The following is a 24,667-nucleotide window of genomic DNA, read 5'->3' on the forward strand; positions in this document are numbered from 1 at the left end:
CAACTATATTGACTGAATCACCGCCTTCGCGAGCAAGCCCGCTCCCACACAAGCCCGCTCCCACATTTAGTAACGCGTCGGCTTAGAGACCGTAGCTCATCAGGCGCTCGTAACGACGGGCCAGCAGTGCCTCGTTGTCGAACTTCTTGAGCATCGCCAGCTGCGAGCTGAGTTCGGCACGAATGGTCGCGGCAGCGGCAGCCGGGTCACGGTGGGCGCCGCCCAATGGCTCAGCGATCACTTTATCCACGATACCCAGGCCTTTCAGGCGATCGGCAGTGATGCCCATGGCTTCCGCGGCATCCGGTGCCTTCTCGGCGGTTTTCCACAGGATCGAGGCGCAACCTTCCGGCGAGATCACCGCGTAGGTGGAATATTGCAGCATGTTCAGCTGGTCGCAGACGCCAATCGCCAATGCGCCGCCGGAACCGCCTTCGCCGATCACGGTAGCGATGATTGGCGTCTTCAGGCGCGCCATCACCCGCAGGTTCCAGGCGATCGCTTCGCTCTGGTTGCGCTCTTCAGCGTCGATACCCGGGTAGGCGCCCGGGGTGTCGATGAAGGTCAGGATCGGCATCTTGAAGCGCTCGGCCATTTCCATCAGGCGACAGGCCTTGCGGTAGCCTTCAGGGCGCGGCATGCCGAAGTTGCGGCGGACTTTCTCGCGCACTTCACGGCCTTTCTGGTGACCGATGACCATCACTGGCTGGTCGTCCAGGCGAGCGATACCGCCCACGATGGCGGCGTCGTCGGAGAAGTGACGGTCGCCGTGCAGCTCATCGAACTCGGTAAAGATATGGTCGATGTAGTCCAGGGTGTACGGACGGCGCGGGTGGCGGGCCAGGCGCGCGATCTGCCAGCTGGTCAGCTTGCCGAAGATGTCTTCGGTAAGCGTGCTGCTCTTGTCTTGCAGGCGAGCGATTTCATCGCCGATATTCAGCGAATTGTCATTGCCGACCAGGCGCAGCTCTTCGATCTTGGCTTGCAGGTCAGCGATCGGCTGTTCGAAATCAAGAAAATTCGGGTTCATAAGCGTCCGTCTTGGGTCGACGGCCAAGGAGTGCCTGGCCAGCCGGTTGTCTATTCGCGCCCTACCTTAAGGGAGAGGCGCGGTTAGGTCGAGATTAAATGTTCGGTCGAGATCAGGCGATCTTCGTACTGCCTGACCGTCAACGGTATTGGAGGAAGACGTTGTCACGCCCGAACTGGTCACGCAATGCTTGAATCAAGCCATCGGCGGGGTCAATTCGCCACGTCTCGCCAAACTGCAACATCGCCTTGGCGTCGTTGCCGGTGTACTCCATGGTCACCGGGCAGGCGCCACGGTGGCGTTTAAGCAAGTCACCCAACCAGCGTAGCTGATCACCTTTGAGCGCATCGGTCTTGACCTTCAGGCGCAGGCTTTCGGCCAGGTTGGTGCGAGCATCTTCCATGCTCATCACGCGCTTGATCCGCAGGCGCAGGCCGCCGGAGAAGTCGTCGTTACTGACCTCCCCTTCCACCACCACCATCGCGTCGGTCTGCAACAGCGACTGGGCGGAATGGAAGGCATCGGCAAACAGCGAGGCTTCGATCCGGCCCGAGCGGTCGTCGAGGGTGATGAAACCCATCTTGTCGCCCTTTTTATTCTTCATCACCCGCAGCGCGATGATCATGCCTGCGACGGTCTGGGTATCCCGCGCCGGCTTCAGGTCGATGATGCGCTGGCGGGCGAAACGCCGGATTTCACCTTCATATTCGTCAATCGGGTGACCGGTGAGGTACAGGCCCAGGGTGTCTTTCTCACCCTTGAGGCGCTCCTTGAGGGTCAGGTCCTTGGCCTTGCGATGGTTGGCGTAGACGTCGGCATCTTCTTCGACGAACAGCCCGCCAAACAGGTCGGCGTGGCCGCTGTCGTGGGTGCGTGCGGTCTGCTCGGCGGCCTTGATCGCTTCTTCCATGGCGGTCAGCAATACCGCGCGGTTGCGGTCGATATTGGCCTGGTACGCCTTCGGCTCATCGTGGAAGTACGGGCCCAGGCGATCCAGGGCGCCGCTGCGGATCAAGCCATCCAGAGTACGTTTGTTGATGCGCTTGAGGTCGACCCGGGCGCAGAAATCGAACAGGTCCTTGAACGGCCCGTCCTGACGCGCTTCGGTAATCGCCTCCACCGGGCCTTCGCCCACGCCCTTGATCGCGCCGAGGCCATAGATGATGCGGCCTTCGTCGTTCACCGTGAACTTGAACTCGGAAGTGTTCACGTCCGGCGCGTCGAGGCGCAGCTTCATGGTGCGCACTTCCTCGATCAAGGTCACGACCTTGTCGGTGTTGTGCATATCCGCAGACAGTACCGCCGCCATGAACGGCGCCGGGTAGTGAGCCTTCAGCCACGCAGTCTGGTAAGACACCAGGCCATAGGCGGCAGAGTGGGATTTGTTGAAGCCGTAACCGGCGAACTTTTCCACCAGGTCGAAGATGTTACCGGCCAGGTCGGCATCGATGTTGTTGGTGGCGCAACCTTCAATGAAGCCACCGCGCTGCTTGGCCATTTCCTCGGGTTTTTTCTTACCCATGGCTCGACGCAGCATGTCCGCGCCGCCGAGGGTATAGCCGGCCATGACCTGGGCAATCTGCATCACCTGTTCTTGATACAGGATGATGCCGTAGGTCGGTGCCAGTACCGGCTTGAGACCTTCGTACTGGTAGTCGGAGTGCGGGTAAGCCAGCTCGGCACGCCCGTGCTTACGGTTGATGAAGTCATCCACCATGCCCGATTGCAGCGGGCCCGGACGGAACAGGGCCACCAGTGCGATCAAGTCTTCCAGGCAGTCGGGCTTGAGCTTTTTGATCAGCTCTTTCATGCCGCGGGATTCAAGCTGGAACACGGCCGTGGTTTCGGCTTTTTGCAGCAGGCTGTAGGTCGGCTTGTCATCCAGCGGGATAAACGCGATATCCAGCGGTGGCTCATTGACCTTGGCGCGGTCGCGGTTGATGGTCTTCAGCGCCCAGTCGATGATCGTCAGGGTACGCAGGCCGAGGAAGTCGAACTTCACCAGGCCGGCCGCCTCCACGTCGTCCTTGTCGAACTGGGTTACCAGGCCGTCGCCTTCTTCGTCGCAATAGATCGGCGAAAAGTCGGTCAGCTTGGTAGGCGCGATTACTACACCACCGGCGTGTTTACCGACGTTACGCACCACGCCTTCGAGCTTGCGCGCCATGTCCCAGATTTCAGCCGCTTCTTCATCGACCTTGATGAAGTCCCGCAGGATTTCTTCCTGCTCGTAGGCTTTTTCCAGGGTCATGCCGACCTCAAACGGAATCATCTTCGACAGGCGGTCAGCCAGGCCGTAGGACTTGCCCTGTACCCGGGCCACGTCGCGAATTACCGCTTTCGCCGCCATGGAACCGAAGGTGATGATCTGGCTTACAGCGTTACGGCCGTATTTCTCGGCCACGTATTCGATAACCCGGTCGCGACCATCCATGCAGAAGTCGACGTCGAAGTCGGGCATCGATACCCGTTCCGGGTTAAGGAAACGTTCGAACAGCAGGTCATATTCCAGCGGGTCGAGGTCGGTGATCTTCTGCACATAGGCCACCAGCGACCCGGCACCCGATCCACGGCCTGGGCCCACCGGCACGCCGTTGCTTTTGGCCCACTGGATAAAGTCCATTACGATCAGGAAGTAACCGGGGAACCCCATCTGGATAATGATATCCAGCTCGAAATTCAGGCGGTCGACGTAGACCTGGCGCTTGGCTTCATAATCTTCAGTGGTGTCCTTGGGCAGCAGGACGCTCAGGCGTTCCTCCAAACCGTCGAACGAGACCTTGCGGAAATACTCGTCGATGGTCATGCCATCGGGAATCGGGAAGTTGGGCAGGAAGTGCTTGCCCAGCTTCACTTCAATATTGCAGCGCTTGGCAATTTCGACGGAGTTTTCCAGGGCCTCGGGCAGGTCACTGAACAGCTCGGCCATTTCATCGGCGCTTTTGAGGTACTGCTCTTCGCTGTAGTTTTTCGAGCGGCGCGGATCGTCCAGCGCCCGGCCTTCGCCGATGCATACGCGGGTTTCGTGGGCCTCGAAGTCTTCCTTCTTGATAAAGCGCACATCGTTGGTCGCCACCAGCGGCGCGCCAAGCTTTTCAGCCAGGGCCACAGCGGCGTGCAACTGCTCTTCATCGTTGGGGCGGTTGGTGCGCTGGATTTCCAGGTAGAAACGGTTGGGGAACACCTCCATCCACTCACGGGCGAGCACTTCAGACTCATGAGGATTGCCGCCCAACAGCGCGATACCGATTTCACCCTCTTTGGCCGCCGAGAGCATGATCAGCCCTTCGCTGGCTTCGGCCACCCACTCGCGCTCGATGATGATCGAGCCATTGCGCTGGCCATCGATAAAGCCACGGGAAATCAGTTCGGTGAGGTTGCGATAACCCACGCCGTTCATCGCCAACAGGCTGATGCGGCTCAGTGGGTTATCCGGGTCCTTGTTCGACAGCCACAGGTCGGCACCGCAGATCGGCTTGATGCCGGCGCCCATGGCGGCCTTGTAGAACTTGACCAGGGAACACATGTTGTTCTGGTCGGTCACCGCCACGGCAGGCATGTTCATGCCCACCAGGGTTTTGACCAGGGGTTTGATCCGTACCAGGCCGTCGACCAGGGAGTATTCAGTGTGCAGGCGCAGGTGAACGAATGAAGCCGGCATAGTGATCCTGTACAAAACGTGGAGACAACAAGGCCCGGATTGTACCGGGCCTTGGCAAAAACATCAGCCTTGCTGCTAAACCTCGATCAGGCTTTCCCGAGCCTCGAAAGCCTGGCGAACCGGGGCAAACGAGCGGCGGTGGATCGGGGTCGGGCCCAGGCGAGCCAAAGCTTCCAGATGAACGGGCGTTGGATAGCCTTTGTGCCCGCCGATGCCGTAGCCGGGATAGATCAATTCGAAAGCCGCCATTTCACGGTCACGGCTGACCTTGGCCAGGATCGATGCAGCGGCAATCGCCGGCACTTTGCTATCACCCTTGACCACCGCTTCAGCCGGCATCGTCAGCTTCGGACAGCGGTTGCCGTCGATCATCGCCATTTTGGGCGTGATGTGCAGGCCTTCAATAGCGCGCTGCATGGCCAGCATGGTGGCGTGCAGGATGTTCAGTTCGTTGATTTCTTCGACCTCAGCCCGGGCGATGTGCCAGCTCAGGGCTTTCTCACAGATCTCGTCATAGAGCTTTTCACGACGGGCCTCGGTAAGTTTCTTCGAATCGTTGAGGCCAAGGATCGGGCGGTTCGGGTCGAGAATCACTGCGGCGGTGACGACTGCGCCGCACAGCGGGCCGCGACCGACTTCGTCAACACCGGCAACCAGATCAAGGGCATCGGCGACCAGGCTGAAATCCAGGCCCATTTGCGTCTTCATAGGGTTTCCTGTTTATGGCCGATCAAGGTCAGCACAGCGTCCGCCGCCTGGTTCGACGCGTCGCGGCGCAAGGTGCGGTGGATTTCGTCGAAACCACGTGTCTGCTCTTCGCCGCCACCGATCAACGGAAGCATGGTTTGCGCCAACGCCTCAGGCGTCGCATCGTCCTGCAACAACTCGGGCACCAACAGACGCTGGGCCAGCAAATTCGGCAGGGAGATGTAGGGGCTTTTGACCATACGCTTGAGAATCCAGTAGGTCAGCGGCGCCAGGCGATAGGCCACGACCATCGGGCGCTTGTAGAGCAAGGCCTCCAGGGTCGCAGTGCCGGAGGCGATCAGCACCGCATCGCACGCCGCCAGGGCCAGGTGCGAGCCGCCGTCGAGCAGGGTCAACGGCAAGTTGCGCCCTACCAGCAACTCTTCAATTTGTGCACGGCGCTGAGGACTGGCGCATGGCAATACGAAGCGCACACCCGGCTTCAGCGCCTGCAGGCGTTCGGCTGCATCAAAAAACAGCGCGCCGAGACGACCGACTTCGCCGCCACGGCTCCCCGGCATCAAGGCCACCAGCGGACCTTCGGGCAAACCCAGTTCGGCACGCGCGGCAGCACGGTCGGCCTGCAGAGGAATGGTATCGGCCAGGGTGTGCCCGACAAACCGCACCGGCACGCCCTTCTCTTCGTAGAACCTGGCCTCGAAGGGCAGCAGGGTCAGCATCAGGTCGCAGCCTTCGCGAATCTTGAGCACGCGCTTTTGCCGCCACGCCCACACGGACGGGCTGACGTAATGCACGGTCTTGATCCCGGCCTGACGCAATTTGAGTTCGATATTGAGGGTGAAGTCCGGCGCGTCGATTCCGATAAAGACGTCGGGCTTTTCTTCGATCAGGGTCTGGATCAGCTTTTTGCGACGGGCCAGCAGCTCGCGCAAACGGCCCAGCACCTCCACCAGCCCCATGACCGACAAGCGTTCCATAGGGAAGTAGGACGTCAGGCCTTCAGCCTGCATCAACGGACCGCCGACACCGATGAATTCAACCGCCGGATGCTGGAGCTTGAGGGCCCGCATCAAGCCTGCACCGAGAATATCGCCGGAAGCTTCTCCGGCCACCAACGCTATACGCAGCCTGGCCATGATCAGCGGGTGATGCCGCGAGTCGACGACTGGATAGAGTCACGGAATATCGCGACTTCCGGAAACAATGCGGCTGGCTCCGTCAGTTCGATCAAGGCCTGGTCGACCGTCAGCCCCTGGCGGTAAACCACCTTGTAGGCGCGGCGCAGGGCGTGGATCGCGTCTTCGCTGAAGCCCCGACGGCGCATGCCTTCGAAGTTCATGCTGCGGGCCTCGGCCGGGTTGCCGAATACGGTGACGAACGCCGGAACGTCCTTGCCGATGGCGGTACCCATGCCGGAAAAGCTGTGGGCGCCGATATGGCAGTACTGATGCACCAGGGTAAAGCCGGACAGGATCGCCCAATCGTCAACGTGCACATGGCCGGCCAACGCAGTGTTGTTGACCAGGATGCAATGGTTGCCGATTACGCTGTCATGACCGATATGCGCATAAGCCATCACCAGGTTGTGGTCACCCAGGGTGGTCTCGGCACGGTCCTGGACAGTACCGCGGTGAATGGTCACGCCTTCACGGATGATGTTGTGATCACCGATTACCAGACGTGTTTCTTCACCCTTGTACTTCATGTCCGGGGTGTCTTCGCCTATCGATGAGAACTGATAGATACGATTGTGTTTGCCAATCCTCGTCGGGCCTTTGAGGATCACATGCGGCCCGATGACTGTCCCCTCGCCGATTTCCACACCTGCGCCGACGATCGACCAAGGGCCGACCTCAACGTCGGCGGCCAGTACGGCCGTCGGATCGATGATTGCGCGAGGGTCAATCAAACTCATAGTTTGCGTTCCGCACAGATGATTTCAGCCGAGCACACCGGCTTGCCGTCGACCGAGGCCTGGCATTCGAACTTCCAGATCTGGCGCTTGCAGCTGATGAACTTGGCTTCAAGGATCAACTGGTCACCCGGAGTTACCGGGTTGCGGAAGCGCAGTTTGTCAGAGCCCACGAAATAGTAGAGCGTGCCATCGGCAGGCTTCAGGTCAAGCATTTTGAAACCAAGGATACCGGCAGCCTGGGCCATCGCTTCGATGATCAATACGCCTGGCATGATGGGATGCGCAGGGAAGTGACCGTTGAAGAACGGTTCGTTGATGCTGACATTCTTGTAGGCACGAATGCGCTTTTCCTCAACATTGAGGTCCGTGACCCGGTCCACCAGCAGGAACGGGTAACGGTGAGGCAGGTATTCGCGAATCTCGTTGATGTCCATCATTTCGGGGGGAAGCCTGTAATAAAGATTGGGAGCGTGCGGACTAAGGCACGCCCCTCTAGCAAATCAAGGAGGCAGTCTAGCGGCTGTGCACACTTGATATGGAAATGGTATCAGCCATCTGATGAAGCATTACCGTCAGGGGTCACGTTCCCAACACGCTTTTCCAGATGTTTCAGGCGCCGAGCGATATCGTCGAGCTGCCTCAGACGCGCCGCGCTCTTGCGCCATTCGGCCGCAGGCTGCATGGCCGTACCGGATGAATAGGACCCAGGCTCGGTAATCGAATGGGTCACCATGGTCATGCCGGTGATGAATACGTTGTCGCACACTTCGATATGGCCCACCAGGCCAACACCCCCGGCGAGCATGCAATGCTTGCCGATCCTGGTGCTGCCGGAGATCCCCACACAGGCGGCCATGGCGGTGTGATCGCCAATCTGCACGTTGTGGGCGATCTGAATCTGGTTATCCAGTTTCACGCCGTTACCAATGACGGTATCGGCCAGGGCCCCGCGGTCAACGGCAGTGTTGACGCCAATTTCAACGTCATCGCCAATCAACACGCCGCCCACTTGGGCAATCTTGTGCCAGACACCCTTCGAGTTGGCGAAGCCGAAGCCCTCGCCGCCAATCACGGCACCGGACTGAATCACCACACGCTCACCGATACGCACATCGTGGTACAGGGTCACACGCGGAGCCAGCCAGCCACCGGCACCAATCTCGCTGCGCGCGCCGATAAAACACTGGGCACCCAGCGTTACACCCGCCCCGATGCGTGCACCGCTTTCAATCACCACAAAAGCACCGATGCTCGCGGCAGGGTCAACCTGAGCGTCATCGGCGATCACCGCCGTCGGATGGATACCGGCGGGGGCCTTGGGTTTCGGATCGAACAGGTGCGACACCCGGGCATACGCCAGGTACGGATCGGCAACAACCAGCGCGTCCCCGGCAAAACCTTCGGCGTCAGCGGCCTTCAGCAGCACGGCTGCGGCGCGGCTTTCGCCCAGGTATTTACGGTATTGGGGGTTTGCCAGGAAGCTCAACTGAGCTGGGCCAGCCTCCTGCAAGGTGGCTAGCCCAGTGATTTCCTTCTCCGCGGAGCCACGCAAGGTGGCTCCCAGGAACTCGGCCAATTGGCCGAGCTTGATAGTCGCAGTCATGGCTTACTTCAGCTGATTCATGCGCTCGATCACCTGACGGGTGATGTCGTACTGAGGTTTAACGTCGATGACTGCACCGCGTTCGAATACCAGGTCAAAGGCACCTTTCTTGATGACTTCTTCCACAGCGCTGTCGAGTTTCGGCTTCAGCTGCTTGAGCATTTCGCGGTCGGCAACAGCCTTGGCTTCGTTCAGCTCCTTGGACTGGAACTGGTAGTCACGGGCCTTTTGCTTGAATTCAAGCTCCAGACGCTCGCGCTCGCCTTGCTGCATCTTGTCGCCACCGGCTACCAGACGATCCTGGATGCCCTTGGCGCTGCTTTCCAGCGTCTTGAGCTTGGTCAGTTGAGGACCGAATTTCTTCTCGGCATCTACGGCATATTTCTTGGCCGCATCGGATTCCAGCAGCGCCATCTGATAGTTCAGAACGGCAATTTTCATTTCGGCAAAGGCCGGGGTCGCTACCAGGACAGTCGCCAGGAGAACCAATTGAGTCAACTTACGCACGATGCACTCCTACAGAATCCGTTGTCGTTATCTTGGGTCAGACGCTTAGAACGTCTGGCCGAGGGAGAATTGGAAAATCTGAGTTTCAGCGTTATCCGGTTTCTTGACCGGCATGGCCAGAGCAAAGCTCAATGGGCCAAGCGCGGTAACCCAGGTCACACCGACACCGACAGAGCTTGCCAGGTTGCTGAAGCTCACGTCGTTGCACTGCGTGTTGGACTTCGAGCCATTCGGGTTGGTGACCTGTTCGCACTTGGAGTCGAACACGTTACCCACATCCCAGAAGACCGAAGTACGCAGGGAACGTTGATCTTTAACGAATGGCAGCGGGAACAGGATTTCCGCACCACCCTGGATCAGCACGTTACCACCGAATGGCAGCGGGTCGTTGTCCGAGTCAGCCACGGTACCTTTGTTACCCGTTACATCCGCACCACGACTTGGGGTACCACGAGGGCCCAAGGTGCTGTCCTTGAAACCACGTACCGAGTTGAAACCACCCGCATAGTAGTTCTCATAGAACGGCAAGCCACTGGTCGAACCGTAACCGTCACCGTAACCCAACTCGGTATGCAGGCGCATGGTGTAGTTTTCGCTCAATGGCTGGAACAACTGGCCACGGTAGTCGAGTTTGAAGAACGACAGGTCGCTGCCAGGCGTGGTGGCTTCCAGAGTCAAGCTCTGGGAATGGCCACGGGTTGCCAGGACACCTTTGTTCAGAGTCGATTCCGACCAGCCGGCCGAAGCCTTGAAGTTCAGGAACTGGTCGCCTTCTTTACGCACGAAGTTGAAGATCTCATCCACGGTGTACACACCGGTCTTGATCTTGTCCTGCTGCGCGGTCAGGCCGAAGGTCAGACGCGAGGTCTCACTGATCGGGTAACCAATGTTGGCACCAACACCGAAGCTGTCGATTGCATAGCTTGCAACGTCAACGTCGAGGTCTTTGTAGTCGGTTGTGCGATAGAAGGCGTTGTAGCCCAGGCTCACGCCGTCAGCAGTCCAGTAGGGGTCGACATAACCGAAGTTATAGCGGCTCTGGTATTCGCTTCGGGTCAGGCCGATGGAAACCTTGTTACCGGTACCGAGGAAGTTGTTCTGGGTGATCGAACCACCGAGGATCAGGCCGGCACTCTGGGCGAAACCGACACTGGCGGTAATCGAACCGGAGGCTTGCTCTTCTACGGCGTAGTTCACGTCAACCTGGTCATCCACACCCGGTACAGCCGGGGTTTCAACGTTGACTTCCTTAAAGAAGCCCAGGCGCTCGAGGCGAACCTTGGACTGGTCGATCAGGTAAGTCGACGCCCAGCCACCTTCCATCTGACGCATTTCGCGGCGCAGCACTTCGTCGGCAGACTTGGTGTTGCCACGGAAGTTGATGCGGTTCACGTAGGCACGCTTGCCCGGGTCTACAACGAAGGTGATGTCCACGGTGTGGTCTTCGTCGTGCGGGGTCGGTACGCCGTTGACGTTGGCGAAGGTATAGCCTTCGTTACCCAGGCGACGGGTGATCAGCTCGGAGGTGGTGGTCATCAGCTTGCGCGAGAACACCTGGTCCTTCTGCACCAGCAACAGGGACTTGACCTGGTCTTCAGGCACTTTCAAGTCGCCGCTGAGCTTGACGTCACGAACCTTGTACTTCTCGCCTTCGTTGACGTTGACAGTGATATAGACGTGCTTCTTGTCCGGGGTGATGGACACCTGGGTCGAAGCGATATCCATGTTGATATAGCCGCGGTCCAGGTAGTAGGAACGCAGGCGCTCCAGGTCACCGGAGAGTTTTTCACGGGCATACTTGTCATCGTTCTTGAAGAACGACAGCCAGTTGGTGGTCTTGAGTTCGAACAGGTCGATCAGGTCGTCATCAGCAAACTTGGTGTTACCCACCACGTTGATGTGCTGGATGGCCGCCACGGTGCCTTCGTTGATGTTGACCTTCAGGCCGACGCGGTTACGCGGTTGCGGCACCACTTCGGTCTCGACGGTAGCCGAGTAACGACCCTGGGCAACGTACTGGCGTTGCAGTTCGTTACGCACGCCTTCGAGGGTGGCACGCTGGAAGATCTCGCCTTCGGCAAGGCCGGATTGCTTGAGGCCTTTCATCAAGTCCTCAGTGGAGATCGCCTTGTTGCCTTCGATCTCGATACTGGCGACAGAAGGTCGCTCGACGACAGTGATGACGAGGACGTTACCTTCGCGACCCAGTTGGATATCTTGAAAGAACCCGGTTTTGAACAGCGCACGAGTGGATTCCACCAGGCGACGGTCATCAGCCTGTTCCCCGACGTTCAACGGCAAGGCACCAAAGACGCTACCCGCGGAAACCCGCTGGAGGCCGTTGACGCGAATATCGGAGATGGTGAAGGACTCGGCGTGAACTTCGGCGATCATCAATACGGTGAGAACCGCAGTTAGCAGCAGACGTTTCATGAAGTCCTTTCTTATTCCAACTGGCAATAAACAAACTGCCGCAAAATGCGGCAGATTCGCAATTCAGCGAAGCGTTACAGTCGTCCCAGATCGTTGACCAAGGCTAATAACATCACCCCGACCACCAAACTGATACCGATCTGTATCCCCCAACCCTGCACCCGATCCGACAAGGGGCGACCACGCGCCCACTCGACCAGATAAAACAACAGATGCCCCCCATCCAATACTGGAATGGGCAACAAATTCAGAACCCCAAGGCTAATACTCAGATAAGCCAGGAAATTCAGGAAATCTACAACGCCCGACTGGGCAGAAGCGCCCGCCACTTTAGCAATGGTTATCGGTCCACTCAAGTTTTTTACCGAGAGCTCGCCGAACAACATTTTCTTGAGGGAATCGAGGGTCAGCACACTCATGGTCCAGGTGCGTCTCGCACCCTCGCCAATCGCCGCCAACGGCCCGAAGCTGACCTCTCGAACCATCGAAGGTGGCCAATCGACACCTTTGACGCCGGCCCCCAGGTAACCCCCGGCTGCCTTGGCTTCCCCACGAACCGCCAGGGTCACAGGGACGTCGATTTGAGCACCATCGCGCTCAACTTTCAGCACAATTTTGGTATCAGGGCGTACACGCACCAGGTCGACCACCTGCTGCCAGTCACTCAGCGCCTGGCCATCGAGGGCCAGCAGGCGATCACCGGTTTTCAGACCCGCGGCCTGGGCCGGCCCCTTCGGATCCAGCTCCGCCAGCACCGGCGGCAAGGCCGGACGCCATGGGCGAATGCCCAGGGATTTGATCGGGTCAGGCTCATCGGAGCCTTTCAGCCAGTGGTCCAGGGCCAGCTCGCGCGAGGTTTCGGTGGTGGAATCCTGATCGCGCACCACCAGTTTCACGATGCCGCTTTCACCCAGGCGACGCACTAACTGCAAATTGACGGCACCCCAGCCGGTGGTTGGTTCGCCATCAACTGCAACAATTTCTTGCCCGGCAGTCAGGCCGGCCTTCGCCGCCATGCTGTCGGCCTCGACGGCACCGATCACCGGACGCACCTGCTGGCTACCCAACATGGCCAGGACCCAAAAGAACACCATCGCCAACAGGAAATTCGCGATCGGGCCTGCCGCGACGATGGCGATGCGCTGACGAACGGTCTTGCGGTTGAAGGATTGATCCAACTGATCAGCCGGCACTTCGCCTTCGCGCTCGTCGAGCATCTTGACGTAGCCGCCCAATGGAATGGCCGCAATTACGAACTCGGTGCCACGACGGTCGTGCCAGCGCAGCAACGGCATGCCGAAGCCTACGGAAAAGCGCAGTACCTTGACGCCGCAACGACGCGCGACCCAGAAATGGCCGAACTCGTGGAAGGTAACCAGCACACCCAGAGCAACCAGGGTGCCGACAATCATGTAGAGCGCACTCATCTAATTTCTCCGCATTTCAATCCAGTGCCTGAAGGCTTGAACACACCCAGAGGCTAACGCGTATTGCGGCTCAACCACTGCTCGGTCAAGGCCCGGGCCTTTGCATCCGCTTCGAACACCGCGCCCAGATCATTCACCGGGACGACGGGCTCAAGGCTCAAAACGTCCTCGATGATACCCGCGATCTGCGGAAAGCGGATGCGCCGGTCCAGAAACGCCGCCACAGCCACTTCATTGGCCGCATTCAGCATCGCCGGGGCACTGTTACCCGCCTCCGCAGCTTGCCGCGCAAGACGCAGGCAAGGGAAGCGTTGCTCGTCGGGCGCTTCGAAGTCCAGACGGGCAATGGCAAACAGATCCAGCGGCGCAACACCCGAGTCAATCCGCTCAGGCCATGCCAGGGCATTGGCGATCGGCGTACGCATGTCCGGATTGCCCAGTTGGGCCAATACCGAGCCATCCACATAGTCCACCAGGGAATGAATCACACTTTGCGGGTGGATCACCACCTCGACCTGGTCCGGCCGGGCATCGAACAACCAGCAGGCCTCAATCAGCTCCAGGCCCTTGTTCATCATGCTCGCTGAATCCACCGAGATCTTGCGCCCCATGGACCAGTTCGGGTGAGCGCACGCCTGATCGGGAGAAACATGCTCCAGATCGGCCAGCGGCGTCTGCCGGAACGGACCACCGGAGGCTGTCAGCAGAATCCGGCGCACGCCGACCTGGCTCAACCCGCGGGCGAAATCACCCGGCATGCATTGGAAAATCGCGTTGTGCTCGCTGTCGAGCGGCAACAGCACGGCGCCGCTCTTGCGCACCGCTTGCATGAAGAGTGCCCCGGACATCACCAGGGCTTCTTTGTTGGCCAGCAGAATCTTCTTGCCCGCATCAACGGCCGCCAGGGTCGGGCGCAAGCCGGCAGCGCCGACAATCGCCGCAACCACGGTGTCGACCTCAGGGTCTGCCGAAACCTGGCACAACCCCTCCTCCCCCACCAATACCTGAGTCGCCAGGCCCGCAGCGCGCAAGTCATCCTGCAAACCACGTGCAACTGCCGCTTCGGGCACTACTGCGTATTGCGGCGCGTGCCGCACACACAGTGCCAGCAGCTCATTCAGGCGACTGAAACCGGTCAAGGCGAATACTTGATAACGCTCGGGATGACGGGCAATCACATCCAGGGTGCTTAGCCCCACCGAGCCGGTAGCGCCCAGCACGGTTACCTGTTGCAGGCGGCTCACGAGGCAGCCATCCACAGCAGTACGGCAAAGATCGGGATCGCGGCAGTCAGGCTGTCGATACGGTCCAGCACGCCACCGTGACCCGGCAGCAGGTTACTGCTGTCCTTGATCCCGGCCTGGCGCTTGAACATGCTTTCGGTCAGGTCACCGACCACCGAGATGAACACCACCACGGCTGCGCCCACCAGACCCAGTAGCATTTCCTTGACGGTCCAGCCACGCACCACACCGACCACCACGGTAATCACCAGGGTCAACGCCAGGCCGCCATACACGCCTTCCCAGCTTTTGCCCGGGCTGACAGCCGGCGCCAGCTTGCGCTTGCCGAAGGCACGCCCGGAGAAATAGGCGCCGATATCGGCACCCCACACCAGGACCATCACCGCCATGATCAGCCAGTTACCCAGTTGCATGTGCTTGATGTAGACCAGGCCCTGCCAGGCAGGCAACAGAATCAAAAGGCCAATCACCAGCTTGCAGGCAACACTGGACCAGTGACTGCTGGTGCCCGGATAGGTCAGCACCAGATAGGTCGCCAACGTCCACCACAACACCGCCGCACCTAGCACCCAGGGCGCCACGTCCGGCAGGATGTACATCAGGAACATCAACAACGCCACGACAGCGGCATACACCACACGAGGCAACTGCGCGGCGAAACCCGCCAGGCGCGCCCATTCCCAGGCACCCAGCGTCACAACCAGGCCGATGAACAGCGCGAAGTTCGCACCTTCAAGCAGGAAAAACCCGCACAGGGCAATAGGCAGCAGGATCAGCGCCGTGATGATTCGTTGTTTAAGCATTAAACCCGGGCTCCAGCTTCGATCTGCTCGCTCGTTTTACCGAAGCGACGCTGACGGGAAGCGAAATCGGCCAGCGCATTGCGCATGGCATCGTGTTTGAAGTCCGGCCAGAACAGGTCGGAGAAGTACAGTTCGGTATAGGCCAACTGCCACAACAGGAAGTTGCTGATGCGATGGTCGCCACCGGTACGAATGCACAGGTCCGGCAACGGCAGGTCGCCGGTCACCAGGCAGGTTTGCAAGAGTTCGGGGGTAATGTCTTCCGGACGCAGATGGCCGGCCTGCACTTCCCGCGCCAGACGCTGCGCGGCCTGGGCAATATCCCACTGGCCGCCGTAGTTGGCTGCGATCTGCAGCACAAAACGGTTGCTGCCGGCAGTGATCGCCTCGGCTTCGCGCATGGCCGCCTGCAGCTCCGGATGAAACCGCGAACGGTCACCGATGATACGCAGGCTGATGTTGTTCTCGTTCAGGCGCTTGGCCTCGCGGCGCAGGGCCTTGAAGAACAGGTCCATCAAGGCACTGACCTCCTCGGCCGGGCGCTGCCAGTTTTCACTGGAGAACGCGAACAGGGTCAATACTTCGACCTTGGCCTCGGCGCACACCTCGATCACGGCTCGTACAGCGTCGACACCCGCCTTATGCCCGGCAACGCCCGGCATAAAGCGCTTCTTCGCCCAGCGATTATTCCCGTCCATGATGATCGCGACATGGCGCGGCACCACGGAGGGCACAGTCTGCTTGGTCTTTTCCATGAAGGCGTCCTGACCCCTTATACGGCCATCAGGTCCTTTTCTTTATCTTCCGTGGCCTTGGTGATCTGGGCCTCGGCATCTTTAGTCAGCTTGTCGATATCAGCAACGGCACGGCGCTCTTCGTCTTCGCTGATTTCCTTGTCCTTGACCAGCTTCTTCAGGTCACCCAAGGCATCACGACGGATGTTGCGCACGGCAACACGTGCGTCTTCTGCTGCACTGCGCGCCTGCTTGGTGAAGCCCTTGCGGGTTTCTTCGGTCAGGGCAGGCATGGAGATCAGCAGCAATTCGCCCAGGTTGGTCGGATTGAGGTTCAAACCGGCGCTCTGGATGGCCTTGTCGACGGCGCCGAGCATGTTGCGCTCGAAAGCAACGACTTGCAGGGTGCGCGAATCTTTTACAGTGATGTTGGCCACTTGGGTGATCGAGGTATCAGCGCCGTAGTAAGGCACCATCACGCTGCCCAGGATGCTTGGGTGGGCCTTGCCGGTACGAATCTGGCCAAACGCATGGTTCAGGGATTCCAGGGATTTTTGCATGCGCTCTTGAGCGTCTTTTTTGATTTCGTTGATCATTGTTCGATTTCCTCGATCAGAGTCCCTTCCGCGCCGCCGTGTACGATGTTCAGCAGGGCGCCGGGCTTGTTCATGTTAAATACGCGCAGCGGCATCTTGTGGTCGCGGCACAAGCAAATTGCCGTCAGGTCCATCACGCCCAGCTTGCGATCCAGTACTTCATCATAAGTCAGATGATCGAACTTCTCGGCATGCGGGTCTTTGAATGGGTCTGCAGTGTAGACACCGTCAACCTTGGTGGCCTTGAGCACCACGTCCGCGTTGATCTCGATACCACGCAGGCAAGCTGCCGAATCGGTGGTAAAGAATGGGTTGCCGGTACCGGCCGCAAAAATCACGACTTCCTTGGCATCCAGGTGACGCATGGCCTTGCGACGATCATAGTGATCCGTTACGCCAACCATGGAAATAGCCGACATCACGATCGCGGTGATATTGGCGCGCTCCAGCGCATCACGCATGGCCAGGGCGTTCATCACAGTGGCCAGCATGCCCATGTGGTCGCCTGTCACCCGATCCATGCCGGCAGCGCTGAGTGCCGCGCCACGGAACAGGTTGCCGCCGCCGATCACCAGACCGACCTGGACACCGATACCGACCAGTTGGCCGACTTCCAGCGCCATGCGATCGAGTACTTTGGGATCGATCCCAAACTCTTCCGAGCCCATCAGGGCCTCGCCGCTAAGCTTGAGTAGAATGCGTTTATAGCGAGCCTGATGACCACTGCCCTGCTGAGCCATTGCGAATCTCTCCTGCGGCGTATTTTTTGAAAATTCTTGGCAAGCCGTTTACGGCCTGCGTTCACTCTAGCTTGACGCTGTCACAGCGCCATCGGAACACGGCTTTGTAAGCCAGTTCCAAAGGGAAACCAATAAAAATCGATCACCCCATTTGAAAAGAGGCTGCGCGCGTAAGCGGGCAGCCTCTTTTGGGCGACAGTTAAAAACTGTCTTACTTCTTGGTGGCAGCCAGCTGGGCAGCAACTTCTTCAGCGAAGTTGTCGACCGGCTTCTCGATGCCGTCGCCTACTTTGTAGTAGGTGAAGGAAACGATTTCAGCACCGGCTTTCTTGGCCAGTTCGCCAACCTTGATTTCAGGGTTCTTGACGAACGCCTGCTCAACCAGGGAAGCCTCAGCCAGGAACTTGCTGATACGGCCCTTGACCATGTTTTCAACGATGTTTTCAGGCTTGCCTTTGATTTTCTCTTCGTTCAGCTGCAGGAACACGGCTTTCTCGCGTTCGATGGCTTCAGCAGAAACTTCCGATGGCAGCAGGAATTCAGGGTTGCTGGCCGCTACGTGCATAGCGATGTCTTTGGCCAGTTCAACGTTGCCGCCTTTCAGGGCAACCACAACACCGATCTTGTTGCCGTGCAGGTAAGCACCCACAACGTCACCTTCAACGCGGGTCAGGCGACGAATGTTAACGTTCTCGCCCACTTTACCCACCAGAACCAGACGATCAGCTTCTTGAGCTTCGATCAGCGGAGCGGCGTCGGTCAGCTTGTCAGCGAATGCTTTTTCAACGCTGGCAGCGACGAAGTTCTTGAAGTCGTCTTGCAGGGCCAGGAAGTCGGTCTGCGAGTTAACTTCCAGGATAACGGCCGATTTGCCGTCTTCCTTGATTGCGATGGCGCCTTCAGCAGCGACGTTGCCTGCTTTCTTGGCAGCCTTGATGGCGCCCGAAGCACGCATGTCATCAATGGCTTTTTCGATGTCGCCGCCGGCCTTGGTCAAGGCCTTTTTGCAATCCATCATGCCTTCGCCGGTACGCTCACGCAGTTCTTTAACCAACGCTGCAGTAATCTCTGCCATTTTCAAAATCCTCTTGGATAGGTTTTCAACCATTCCACCCGATTGAACGGGCGATCAATTCTTCCCGAACCACCCTTGTAGGCCGCTGCACGTTACAAATGTTGTAGCTGCGCTGCCGACAAATGGTTTTCGAGGTGGCAAAAAGGGGGCCAAGCCCCCTTTTTGCTTACTGAGTCAACGCCAAGGCGTCAGTTACTCAGCTGCAGCTACCGGAGCTTCTTCAACGAACTGCTCGGTACCGCCAGCAACGTGGTTGCGACCACGGATTACAGCGTCAGCCATCGAACCCATGTACAGCTGGATAGCGCGGATTGCGTCATCGTTGCCTGGGATGATGTAGTCAACGCCTTCCGGGCTGCTGTTGGTATCGACTACGCCGATAACCGGGATGCCCAGCTTGTTGGCTTCGGTGATCGCGATGCGCTCGTGATCAACGTCGATAACGAACAGTGCGTCAGGCAGACCGCCCATGTCCTTGATACCACCCAGGGAACGATCGAGCTTTTCCAGGTCGCGAGTGCGCATCAGCGCCTCTTTCTTGGTCAGCTTGGCGAAAGTACCGTCTTCGGCTTGCACTTCAAGGTCACGCAGACGCTTGATGGAAGCACGGATGGTTTTGAAGTTGGTCAGCATGCCGCCCAACCAGCGGTGATCGACGTACGGCGAACCGCAACGTGCTGCTTCTTCAGCAACGATCTTGCCAGCGGAACGCTTGGTGCCGACGAACAGAATCTTGTTTTTGCCCTGGGCCAGGCGCTCTACGAAAGTCAGAGCTTCGTTGAACATTGGCAGGGTTTTTTCAAGGTTGATGATGTGGATCTTGTTACGCGCGCCGAAAATGTATTTACCCATTTTCGGGTTCCAGTAACGGGTCTGGTGACCGAAGTGCACACCGGCCTTCAGCATATCGCGCATGTTGACTTGGGACATGATAGTTCCTTAATAAGTCGGGTTTGGCCTCCACGTATCCCAATGACCAACCAGCGGCATTCGCCTCCGGCACCCAGGTCATCGTGTCGACACGTGTGTGGATTTAAGCTTTGCGGGGTATCCCCGGAAAGCGGCGCATTTTATACCACAGAGCTTGCAAAAACGAAACCCGCAATCACATTTGCCGTCAGTCGCTTTTGCCTAAGCCTTTGAATAGAGCCAGAATGCCCCCATCCTTATAGACAGAAGCGATCGCCAGACGCTCATGGTTTCACCCTTGCGTCTGCTAGAATCGCGTTTTTTGGGCTTGTGCGAATTCTGCAACCTTTTGTCGCACACCCGTAAACCGTATTGATTTCAGCGCGTCGCGCTAGAGAGAGCCTGTATGACCGTAACCCTCAAAACCGCCGAAGATATCGCTGGCATGCGTGTTGCCGGCAAACTGGCTGCCGACGTCCTGGAAATGATTGCCGAACACGTCAAGCCCGGCGTCACCACCGAAGCGCTGGACCGCATTTGCCACGACTATATCGTCGACGTGCAAAAGGCCATCCCTGCGCCGCTGAACTACAAGGGTTTCCCCAAGTCGATCTGCACCTCGATCAACCACGTGGTGTGCCACGGGATTCCCGGCGACAAGCCGCTGAAGGACGGCGACACCCTGAACATCGACGTCACCGTCATCAAGGACGGCTACCACGGCGACACCAGCCGCATGTTCCACGTCGGCACCGTGCCGGTCTGGGCCGAGCGCCTGTCGCAAGTCACCCAGGAATGCATGTACAAGGCCATCGAGATCGTCAAGCCTGGCTGCCGCCTGGGCGACATCGGTGAAATCATCCAGAAGCACGCTGAAAAGAACGGCTTCTCGGTGGTGCGCGAGTTCTGCGGCCACGGCATCGGCAAGGTGTTCCACGAAGAGCCACAGATCCTGCACTACGGCCGCGCCGGCACCGGCATGGAGCTCAAGGCAGGCATGACCTTCACCATCGAGCCGATGATCAACCAGGGCAAGGCCGACACCAAGGTGCTGGGCGACGGCTGGACCGCCATCACCAAGGACCGCAAGCTCTCGGCGCAGTGGGAACACACCCTGCTGGTGACCGACACCGGCTACGAGATCTTCACCCTGCGTGCCGACGACACGATTCCCCGCGTTTCGGCGTAATGTTTGCACCGGTTTTCTAATAGCGACGCTGTGACCCATAGATAGAAAGGAAAACCGATCGATGCCCCAGGTGGATCCCGAACTCTTCGACCGTGGCCAGTTCCAGGCGGAACTGGCACTGAAGGCCAGCCCCATCGCCGCCTTCAAGAAGGCCATTCGTCAGGCCCGCGAGGTGCTCGACGGGCGCTTTCGTACCGGCCGCGATATCCGCCGGCTGATCGAGGACCGCGCCTGGTTCGTCGACAACATCCTGCAAAAGGCCTGGGAACAGTTCAGCTGGAGTGAAGACGCCGATATCGCCCTGGTGGCGGTCGGCGGCTACGGCCGTGGCGAACTGCACCCCTACTCCGACATCGACCTGCTGATCTTGCTGGACAGCGCCGATCACGAGATCTTTCGCGACTCCATCGAGCGTTTTCTGACGCTGTTGTGGGACATCGGCCTGGAAGTCGGCCAAAGCGTACGCTCGGTGGACGAGTGTGCCCAGGAAGCCCGCGCCGACCTGACGGTGATCACCAACCTGATGGAAAGCCGCACCATCGCCGGCCCCGAGCGCCTGCGCCAGCGCATGCTGGAAGTCACCAGCACCGCGCACATGTGGCCGAGCAAGGACTTCTTCCTGGCCAAGCGTGCCGAGCAGAAAGCCCGGCACCACAAGTACAACGACACCGAATACAACCTGGAACCCAACGTCAAAGGCTCCCCGGGCGGGCTGCGGGACATCCAGACGATTTTGTGGGTCGCCCGTCGCCAGTACGGCACCCTGAACCTGCGCGCCCTGGCCGGGGAAGGCTTCCTGGTGGAGAGCGAAAACGCCCTGCTGGCCTCCTCCCAGGAATTCCTCTGGAAAGTGCGCTACGCGCTGCACATGCTGGCCGGGCGCTCCGAAGACCGCCTGCTGTTCGACCACCAGCGCTCCATCGCCACCCTGTTGGGGTTTGAAGGCGAAGACGCGAAGACCAGCATCGAAAGTTTCATGCAGCAGTACTACCGCGTGGTAATGAGCATTGCCCAGCTCAGCGACCTGATCATCCAGCACTTCGAAGAAGTGATCCTGGCCCCGGAAGACGAAGCACCGCCGCAGCCGATCAACGCGCGCTTCCAGCTCCACGATGGCTATATCGAGGCACGCAACGACAACGTGTTCAAACGCACGCCGTTCGCCATGCTGGAAATCTTCGTGTTGATGGCCCAGCAGCCGGAAATCAAGGGCGTACGCGCCGACACCATTCGCCTGCTGCGGGAAAACCGTCACCTGATCGACGACGATTTCCGCCACGACATCCGCAATACCAGTCTGTTTATCGAGCTGTTCAAGTGCAAGATCGGCATCCACCGCAACCTGCGGCGCATGAACCGCTACGGGATCCTGGGGCGCTACCTGCCGGAGTTCGGTTTTATCGTCGGGCAGATGCAGCACGACCTGTTCCACATCTACACGGTGGACGCCCACACCCTGAACCTGATCAAGCACCTGCGTAAGTTGCAGTACACCCAGGTGTCAGAGAAATTCCCGCTGGCCAGCAAGCTCATGGCGCGTCTGCCCAAGCCGGAATTGATCTACCTCGCCGGCCTGTACCACGACATCGGCAAGGGCCGGCATGGTGATCACTCGGAAATTGGCGCAGTGGACGCCGAAGCGTTCTGCCAGCGTCACCAGTTGCCGCTGTGGGACAGCCGCCTGATCGTGTGGCTGGTGCAGAACCACCTGGTGATGTCCACCACCGCCCAGCGCAAGGACTTGTCCGACCCGCAGGTGATCCACGATTTTGCCCAGGCCGTCGGCGATGAAACCCGCCTCGACTACCTGTACGTGCTCACCGTGTCCGACATCAACGCCACCAACCCGACGCTGTGGAACTCCTGGCGCGCCAGCCTGTTGCGCCAGCTCTACACCGAGACCAAGCGCGCGCTGCGTCGCGGCCTCGAGAACCCGGTGGACCGCGAAGAACAGATCCGCCGCACCCAAAGCGCGGCCCTGGATATTCTGGTGCGTGGCGGCAATGACCCGGACGACGTCGAGCAACTCTGGTCGCAACTGGGAGACGACTACTTCCTGCGCCACACCGCCGGCGACGTGGCCTGGCACAGCGACGCGATCCTGCAGCAGCCGGCCGATGGCGGCCCACTGGTGCTGATCAAGGAAACCACCCAGCGCGAGTTCGAGGGTGGCACCCAGATCTTCATCTACGCGCCCGACCAGCACGACTTCTTCGCCGTGACCGTGGCGGCGATGGACCAGCTCAACCTGAACATTCACGACGCCCGGGTCATCACCTCCAGCAGCCAGTTCACCCTCGACACCTACATCGTGCTCGACACAGAAGGCGAGTCCATCGGCGACAACCCGGAGCGGGTGAAAAAGATCCGCAAAGGCCTCACCGACGCGCTGCGCAATCCTGACGACTACCCGACCATCATCCAGCGTCGGGTGCCGCGCCAGCTCAAGCACTTTGCTTTTGCCCCCGAGGTGACCATCCACAACGACGCCCAGCGCCCGGTGACGGTGCTGGAACTCAGCGCGCCGGACCGCCCGGGCCTGCTGGCACGGATCGGCACGATATTCCTGGAGTTCGACCTGTCGTTGCAGAACGCCAAGATTGCGACCCTGGGCGAGCGGGTGGAAGACGTGTTCTTCATTACCGATGCCGACAACCAGCCGCTTTCCGACCCTGAACTGTGCCGACGCTTGCAGGAAGCCATCGTCCAGCAGTTGAGCGTCAATCAGGAGACCGGCGTCGAGATGTCACGCTTGAGCATCTGACCGACCGCCCATTTTCAGCTTCCAATGAATTGAACGAGATTTATCGATGAACAACGCCCTGAACCAGCTGCAGCCCTACCCGTTCGAGAAATTGCGCGTCCTGCTGGGCAGCGTCACGCCGAACCCGGACAAACGCCCCATCGCCCTGTCCATCGGTGAGCCGAAGCACAAATCCCCGCAGTTTGTCGCCGAGGCGCTGGCCAACAACCTGGACCAGATGGCGGTGTACCCCACCACCCTGGGCATTCCCGCCCTGCGCGAAGCCATTGGCGCCTGGTGTGAACGCCGTTTCAGCGTGCCCAAGGGCTGGCTTGACCCGGCGCGCAACATCCTGCCGGTGAACGGCACCCGTGAAGCGCTGTTCGCCTTCACCCAGACCGTGGTCAACCGTAGCGACGACGCGCTGGTGGTCAGCCCGAACCCGTTCTACCAGATCTACGAAGGGGCGGCGTTCCTCGCCGGGGCCAAGCCGCATTACCTGCCGTGCCTGGATGAAAACGGCTTCAACCCGGATTTCGACGCCGTATCGCCGGACATCTGGAAACGCTGCCAGATCCTGTTCCTCTGCTCGCCAGGCAACCCCACCGGTGCACTGATTCCCGTCGCCACCCTGAAAAAGCTGATCGCCCTGGCCGACGAATACGACTTCGTGATCGCCGCCGACGAGTGCTACAGCGAGCTGTACTTCGACGAACAAACCCCGCCGCCAGGCCTGCTCAGCGCCTGCGTGGAACTGGGCCGCCAGGACTTCAAGCGTTGCGTGGTGTTCCACAGCCTGTCCAAGCGCTCCAACCTGCCGGGCCTGCGTTCGGGCTTTGTGGCCGGCGATGCCGATATCCTCAAGGGCTTCCTGCTGTACCGCACCTACCACGGTTGCGCGATGCCGGTGCAAACCCAACTGGCGAGCATTGCTGCCTGGCAGGACGAAGCCCACGTGCAGGCCAACCGTGACCTGTACCGGGAGAAGTTCGATGCGGTGCTGGCGATCCTGAAGCCGGTGCTGGACGTGCAAAACCCGGACGGCGGCTTCTACCTGTGGCCGAATGTGAAGGGCGACGATGCGGCGTTCTGCCGGGACTTGTTCGTGGAAGAACACGTGACCGTGGTACCGGGCTCGTACCTGTCGCGGGAAGTGGACGGGGTCAACCCGGGCGCCGGGCGTGTACGCCTGGCGCTGGTCGCGCCGCTGGCGGAGTGCGTGGAAGCGGCGACGCGGATTCGCGACTTTATTACCCGCAATAAATAACTGCGCTGAATGTGGCGAGGGGGCTTGCTGTGGCGAGGGAGCTTGCTCCCGCTGGAGTGCGCAGCGCTCCCGCTTTTTTGGGG

The 24,667-nt window shown here is 59.5% G+C and carries 20 protein-coding genes; 3 read left to right on the forward strand and 17 right to left on the reverse strand.

Features of this window, described 5'->3' with window-relative positions; genetic code table 11:
• Positions 1–82 precede the first annotated feature (82 nt).
• The 17 genes from ACW9I6_RS17625 to rpsB all read right to left on the reverse strand — a co-directional run bounded on the left by ACW9I6_RS17625 (position 83) and on the right by rpsB (position 19,406).
• A complete protein-coding gene (locus ACW9I6_RS17625) occupies positions 83–1,030 on the reverse strand; it encodes an acetyl-CoA carboxylase carboxyltransferase subunit alpha (RefSeq protein WP_003219302.1) in 948 nt (315 codons plus the stop codon).
• A 139-nt stretch (positions 1,031–1,169) separates the two neighbouring features.
• A complete protein-coding gene (gene dnaE, locus ACW9I6_RS17630; RefSeq protein ID WP_457339597.1) occupies positions 1,170–4,691 on the reverse strand; it encodes a DNA polymerase III subunit alpha in 3,522 nt (1,173 codons plus the stop codon).
• A gap of 75 nt (positions 4,692–4,766) precedes the next feature.
• The gene (gene rnhB / locus ACW9I6_RS17635) at positions 4,767–5,399 is read right to left on the reverse strand and encodes a ribonuclease HII (RefSeq protein ID WP_457339598.1); all 633 of its coding nucleotides are present in this window, start codon (positions 5,397–5,399) and stop codon (positions 4,767–4,769) included.
• Entirely contained in the window at positions 5,396–6,535 is a 1,140-nt protein-coding gene (gene lpxB, locus ACW9I6_RS17640; protein ID WP_457339599.1) for a lipid-A-disaccharide synthase, read from the reverse strand. Before lpxB ends, rnhB begins: the two co-directional genes overlap by 4 nt.
• A 2-nt stretch (positions 6,536–6,537) precedes the next feature.
• Positions 6,538–7,314, reverse strand: a complete 777-nt coding sequence (lpxA, locus tag ACW9I6_RS17645) for an acyl-ACP--UDP-N-acetylglucosamine O-acyltransferase (protein WP_003219308.1) — start codon at positions 7,312–7,314, stop codon at positions 6,538–6,540.
• Positions 7,311–7,751 (reverse strand): 3-hydroxyacyl-ACP dehydratase FabZ, encoded by a 441-nt coding sequence (gene fabZ / locus ACW9I6_RS17650; RefSeq protein ID WP_003219309.1) that lies wholly within the window; start codon positions 7,749–7,751, stop codon positions 7,311–7,313. Before fabZ ends, lpxA begins: the two co-directional genes overlap by 4 nt.
• A gap of 110 nt (positions 7,752–7,861) precedes the next feature.
• Complete coding sequence (lpxD, locus tag ACW9I6_RS17655; protein ID WP_457339600.1) at positions 7,862–8,917, reverse strand: UDP-3-O-(3-hydroxymyristoyl)glucosamine N-acyltransferase; 1,056 nt, start codon at positions 8,915–8,917, stop codon at positions 7,862–7,864.
• A gap of 3 nt (positions 8,918–8,920) precedes the next feature.
• A complete protein-coding gene (locus ACW9I6_RS17660) occupies positions 8,921–9,424 on the reverse strand; it encodes an OmpH family outer membrane protein (protein ID WP_003219314.1) in 504 nt (167 codons plus the stop codon).
• Between the two features lie 45 nt (positions 9,425–9,469).
• A complete protein-coding gene (gene bamA / locus ACW9I6_RS17665) occupies positions 9,470–11,857 on the reverse strand; it encodes an outer membrane protein assembly factor BamA (protein WP_003219316.1) in 2,388 nt (795 codons plus the stop codon).
• Between the two features lie 74 nt (positions 11,858–11,931).
• Positions 11,932–13,284 (reverse strand): sigma E protease regulator RseP, encoded by a 1,353-nt coding sequence (gene rseP / locus ACW9I6_RS17670; RefSeq protein WP_008432227.1) that lies wholly within the window; start codon positions 13,282–13,284, stop codon positions 11,932–11,934.
• Positions 13,285–13,337: 53 nt separating this feature from the next.
• A complete protein-coding gene (gene ispC, locus ACW9I6_RS17675; RefSeq protein WP_177055370.1) occupies positions 13,338–14,528 on the reverse strand; it encodes a 1-deoxy-D-xylulose-5-phosphate reductoisomerase in 1,191 nt (396 codons plus the stop codon).
• Positions 14,525–15,331, reverse strand: coding sequence for a phosphatidate cytidylyltransferase (locus ACW9I6_RS17680; protein ID WP_457339601.1), 807 nt, complete (start codon positions 15,329–15,331; stop codon positions 14,525–14,527). Before ACW9I6_RS17680 ends, ispC begins: the two co-directional genes overlap by 4 nt.
• Positions 15,331–16,086 carry a polyprenyl diphosphate synthase gene (gene uppS, locus ACW9I6_RS17685; RefSeq protein WP_003219323.1) on the reverse strand — a complete coding sequence of 252 codons (756 nt, stop codon included), beginning with the start codon at positions 16,084–16,086 and terminating at the stop codon, positions 15,331–15,333. Before uppS ends, ACW9I6_RS17680 begins: the two co-directional genes overlap by 1 nt.
• 17 nt (positions 16,087–16,103) lie before the next feature.
• On the reverse strand, positions 16,104–16,661 hold the full coding sequence (gene frr, locus ACW9I6_RS17690; protein ID WP_003219325.1) for a ribosome recycling factor: 558 nt from the start codon (positions 16,659–16,661) through the stop codon (positions 16,104–16,106).
• Entirely contained in the window at positions 16,658–17,401 is a 744-nt protein-coding gene (gene pyrH, locus ACW9I6_RS17695) for a UMP kinase (RefSeq protein WP_003219327.1), read from the reverse strand. The genes frr and pyrH overlap by 4 nt, the downstream gene beginning before the upstream one ends.
• A gap of 211 nt (positions 17,402–17,612) precedes the next feature.
• On the reverse strand, positions 17,613–18,476 hold the full coding sequence (gene tsf / locus ACW9I6_RS17700; protein ID WP_008432237.1) for a translation elongation factor Ts: 864 nt from the start codon (positions 18,474–18,476) through the stop codon (positions 17,613–17,615).
• Between the two features lie 192 nt (positions 18,477–18,668).
• Positions 18,669–19,406: a 30S ribosomal protein S2 gene (gene rpsB, locus ACW9I6_RS17705; RefSeq protein WP_003219330.1), complete on the reverse strand. Its 738-nt coding sequence runs from the start codon at positions 19,404–19,406 to the stop codon at positions 18,669–18,671.
• Positions 19,407–19,791: 385 nt separating this feature from the next.
• Here rpsB and map point away from each other — a divergent pair, with 385 nt between their 5' ends.
• The 3 genes from map to dapC all read left to right on the forward strand — a co-directional run bounded on the left by map (position 19,792) and on the right by dapC (position 24,584).
• A complete protein-coding gene (gene map, locus ACW9I6_RS17710) occupies positions 19,792–20,574 on the forward strand; it encodes a type I methionyl aminopeptidase (protein WP_003219332.1) in 783 nt (260 codons plus the stop codon).
• A gap of 61 nt (positions 20,575–20,635) precedes the next feature.
• Positions 20,636–23,338: a [protein-PII] uridylyltransferase gene (locus ACW9I6_RS17715; protein ID WP_003219334.1), complete on the forward strand. Its 2,703-nt coding sequence runs from the start codon at positions 20,636–20,638 to the stop codon at positions 23,336–23,338.
• Between the two features lie 46 nt (positions 23,339–23,384).
• Positions 23,385–24,584 carry a succinyldiaminopimelate transaminase gene (gene dapC, locus ACW9I6_RS17720; RefSeq protein WP_457339602.1) on the forward strand — a complete coding sequence of 400 codons (1,200 nt, stop codon included), beginning with the start codon at positions 23,385–23,387 and terminating at the stop codon, positions 24,582–24,584.
• The last annotated feature ends 83 nt before the right edge of the window (positions 24,585–24,667 follow it).

It is taken from the genome of Pseudomonas sp. SDO5522_S412 (genome assembly GCF_054071215.1).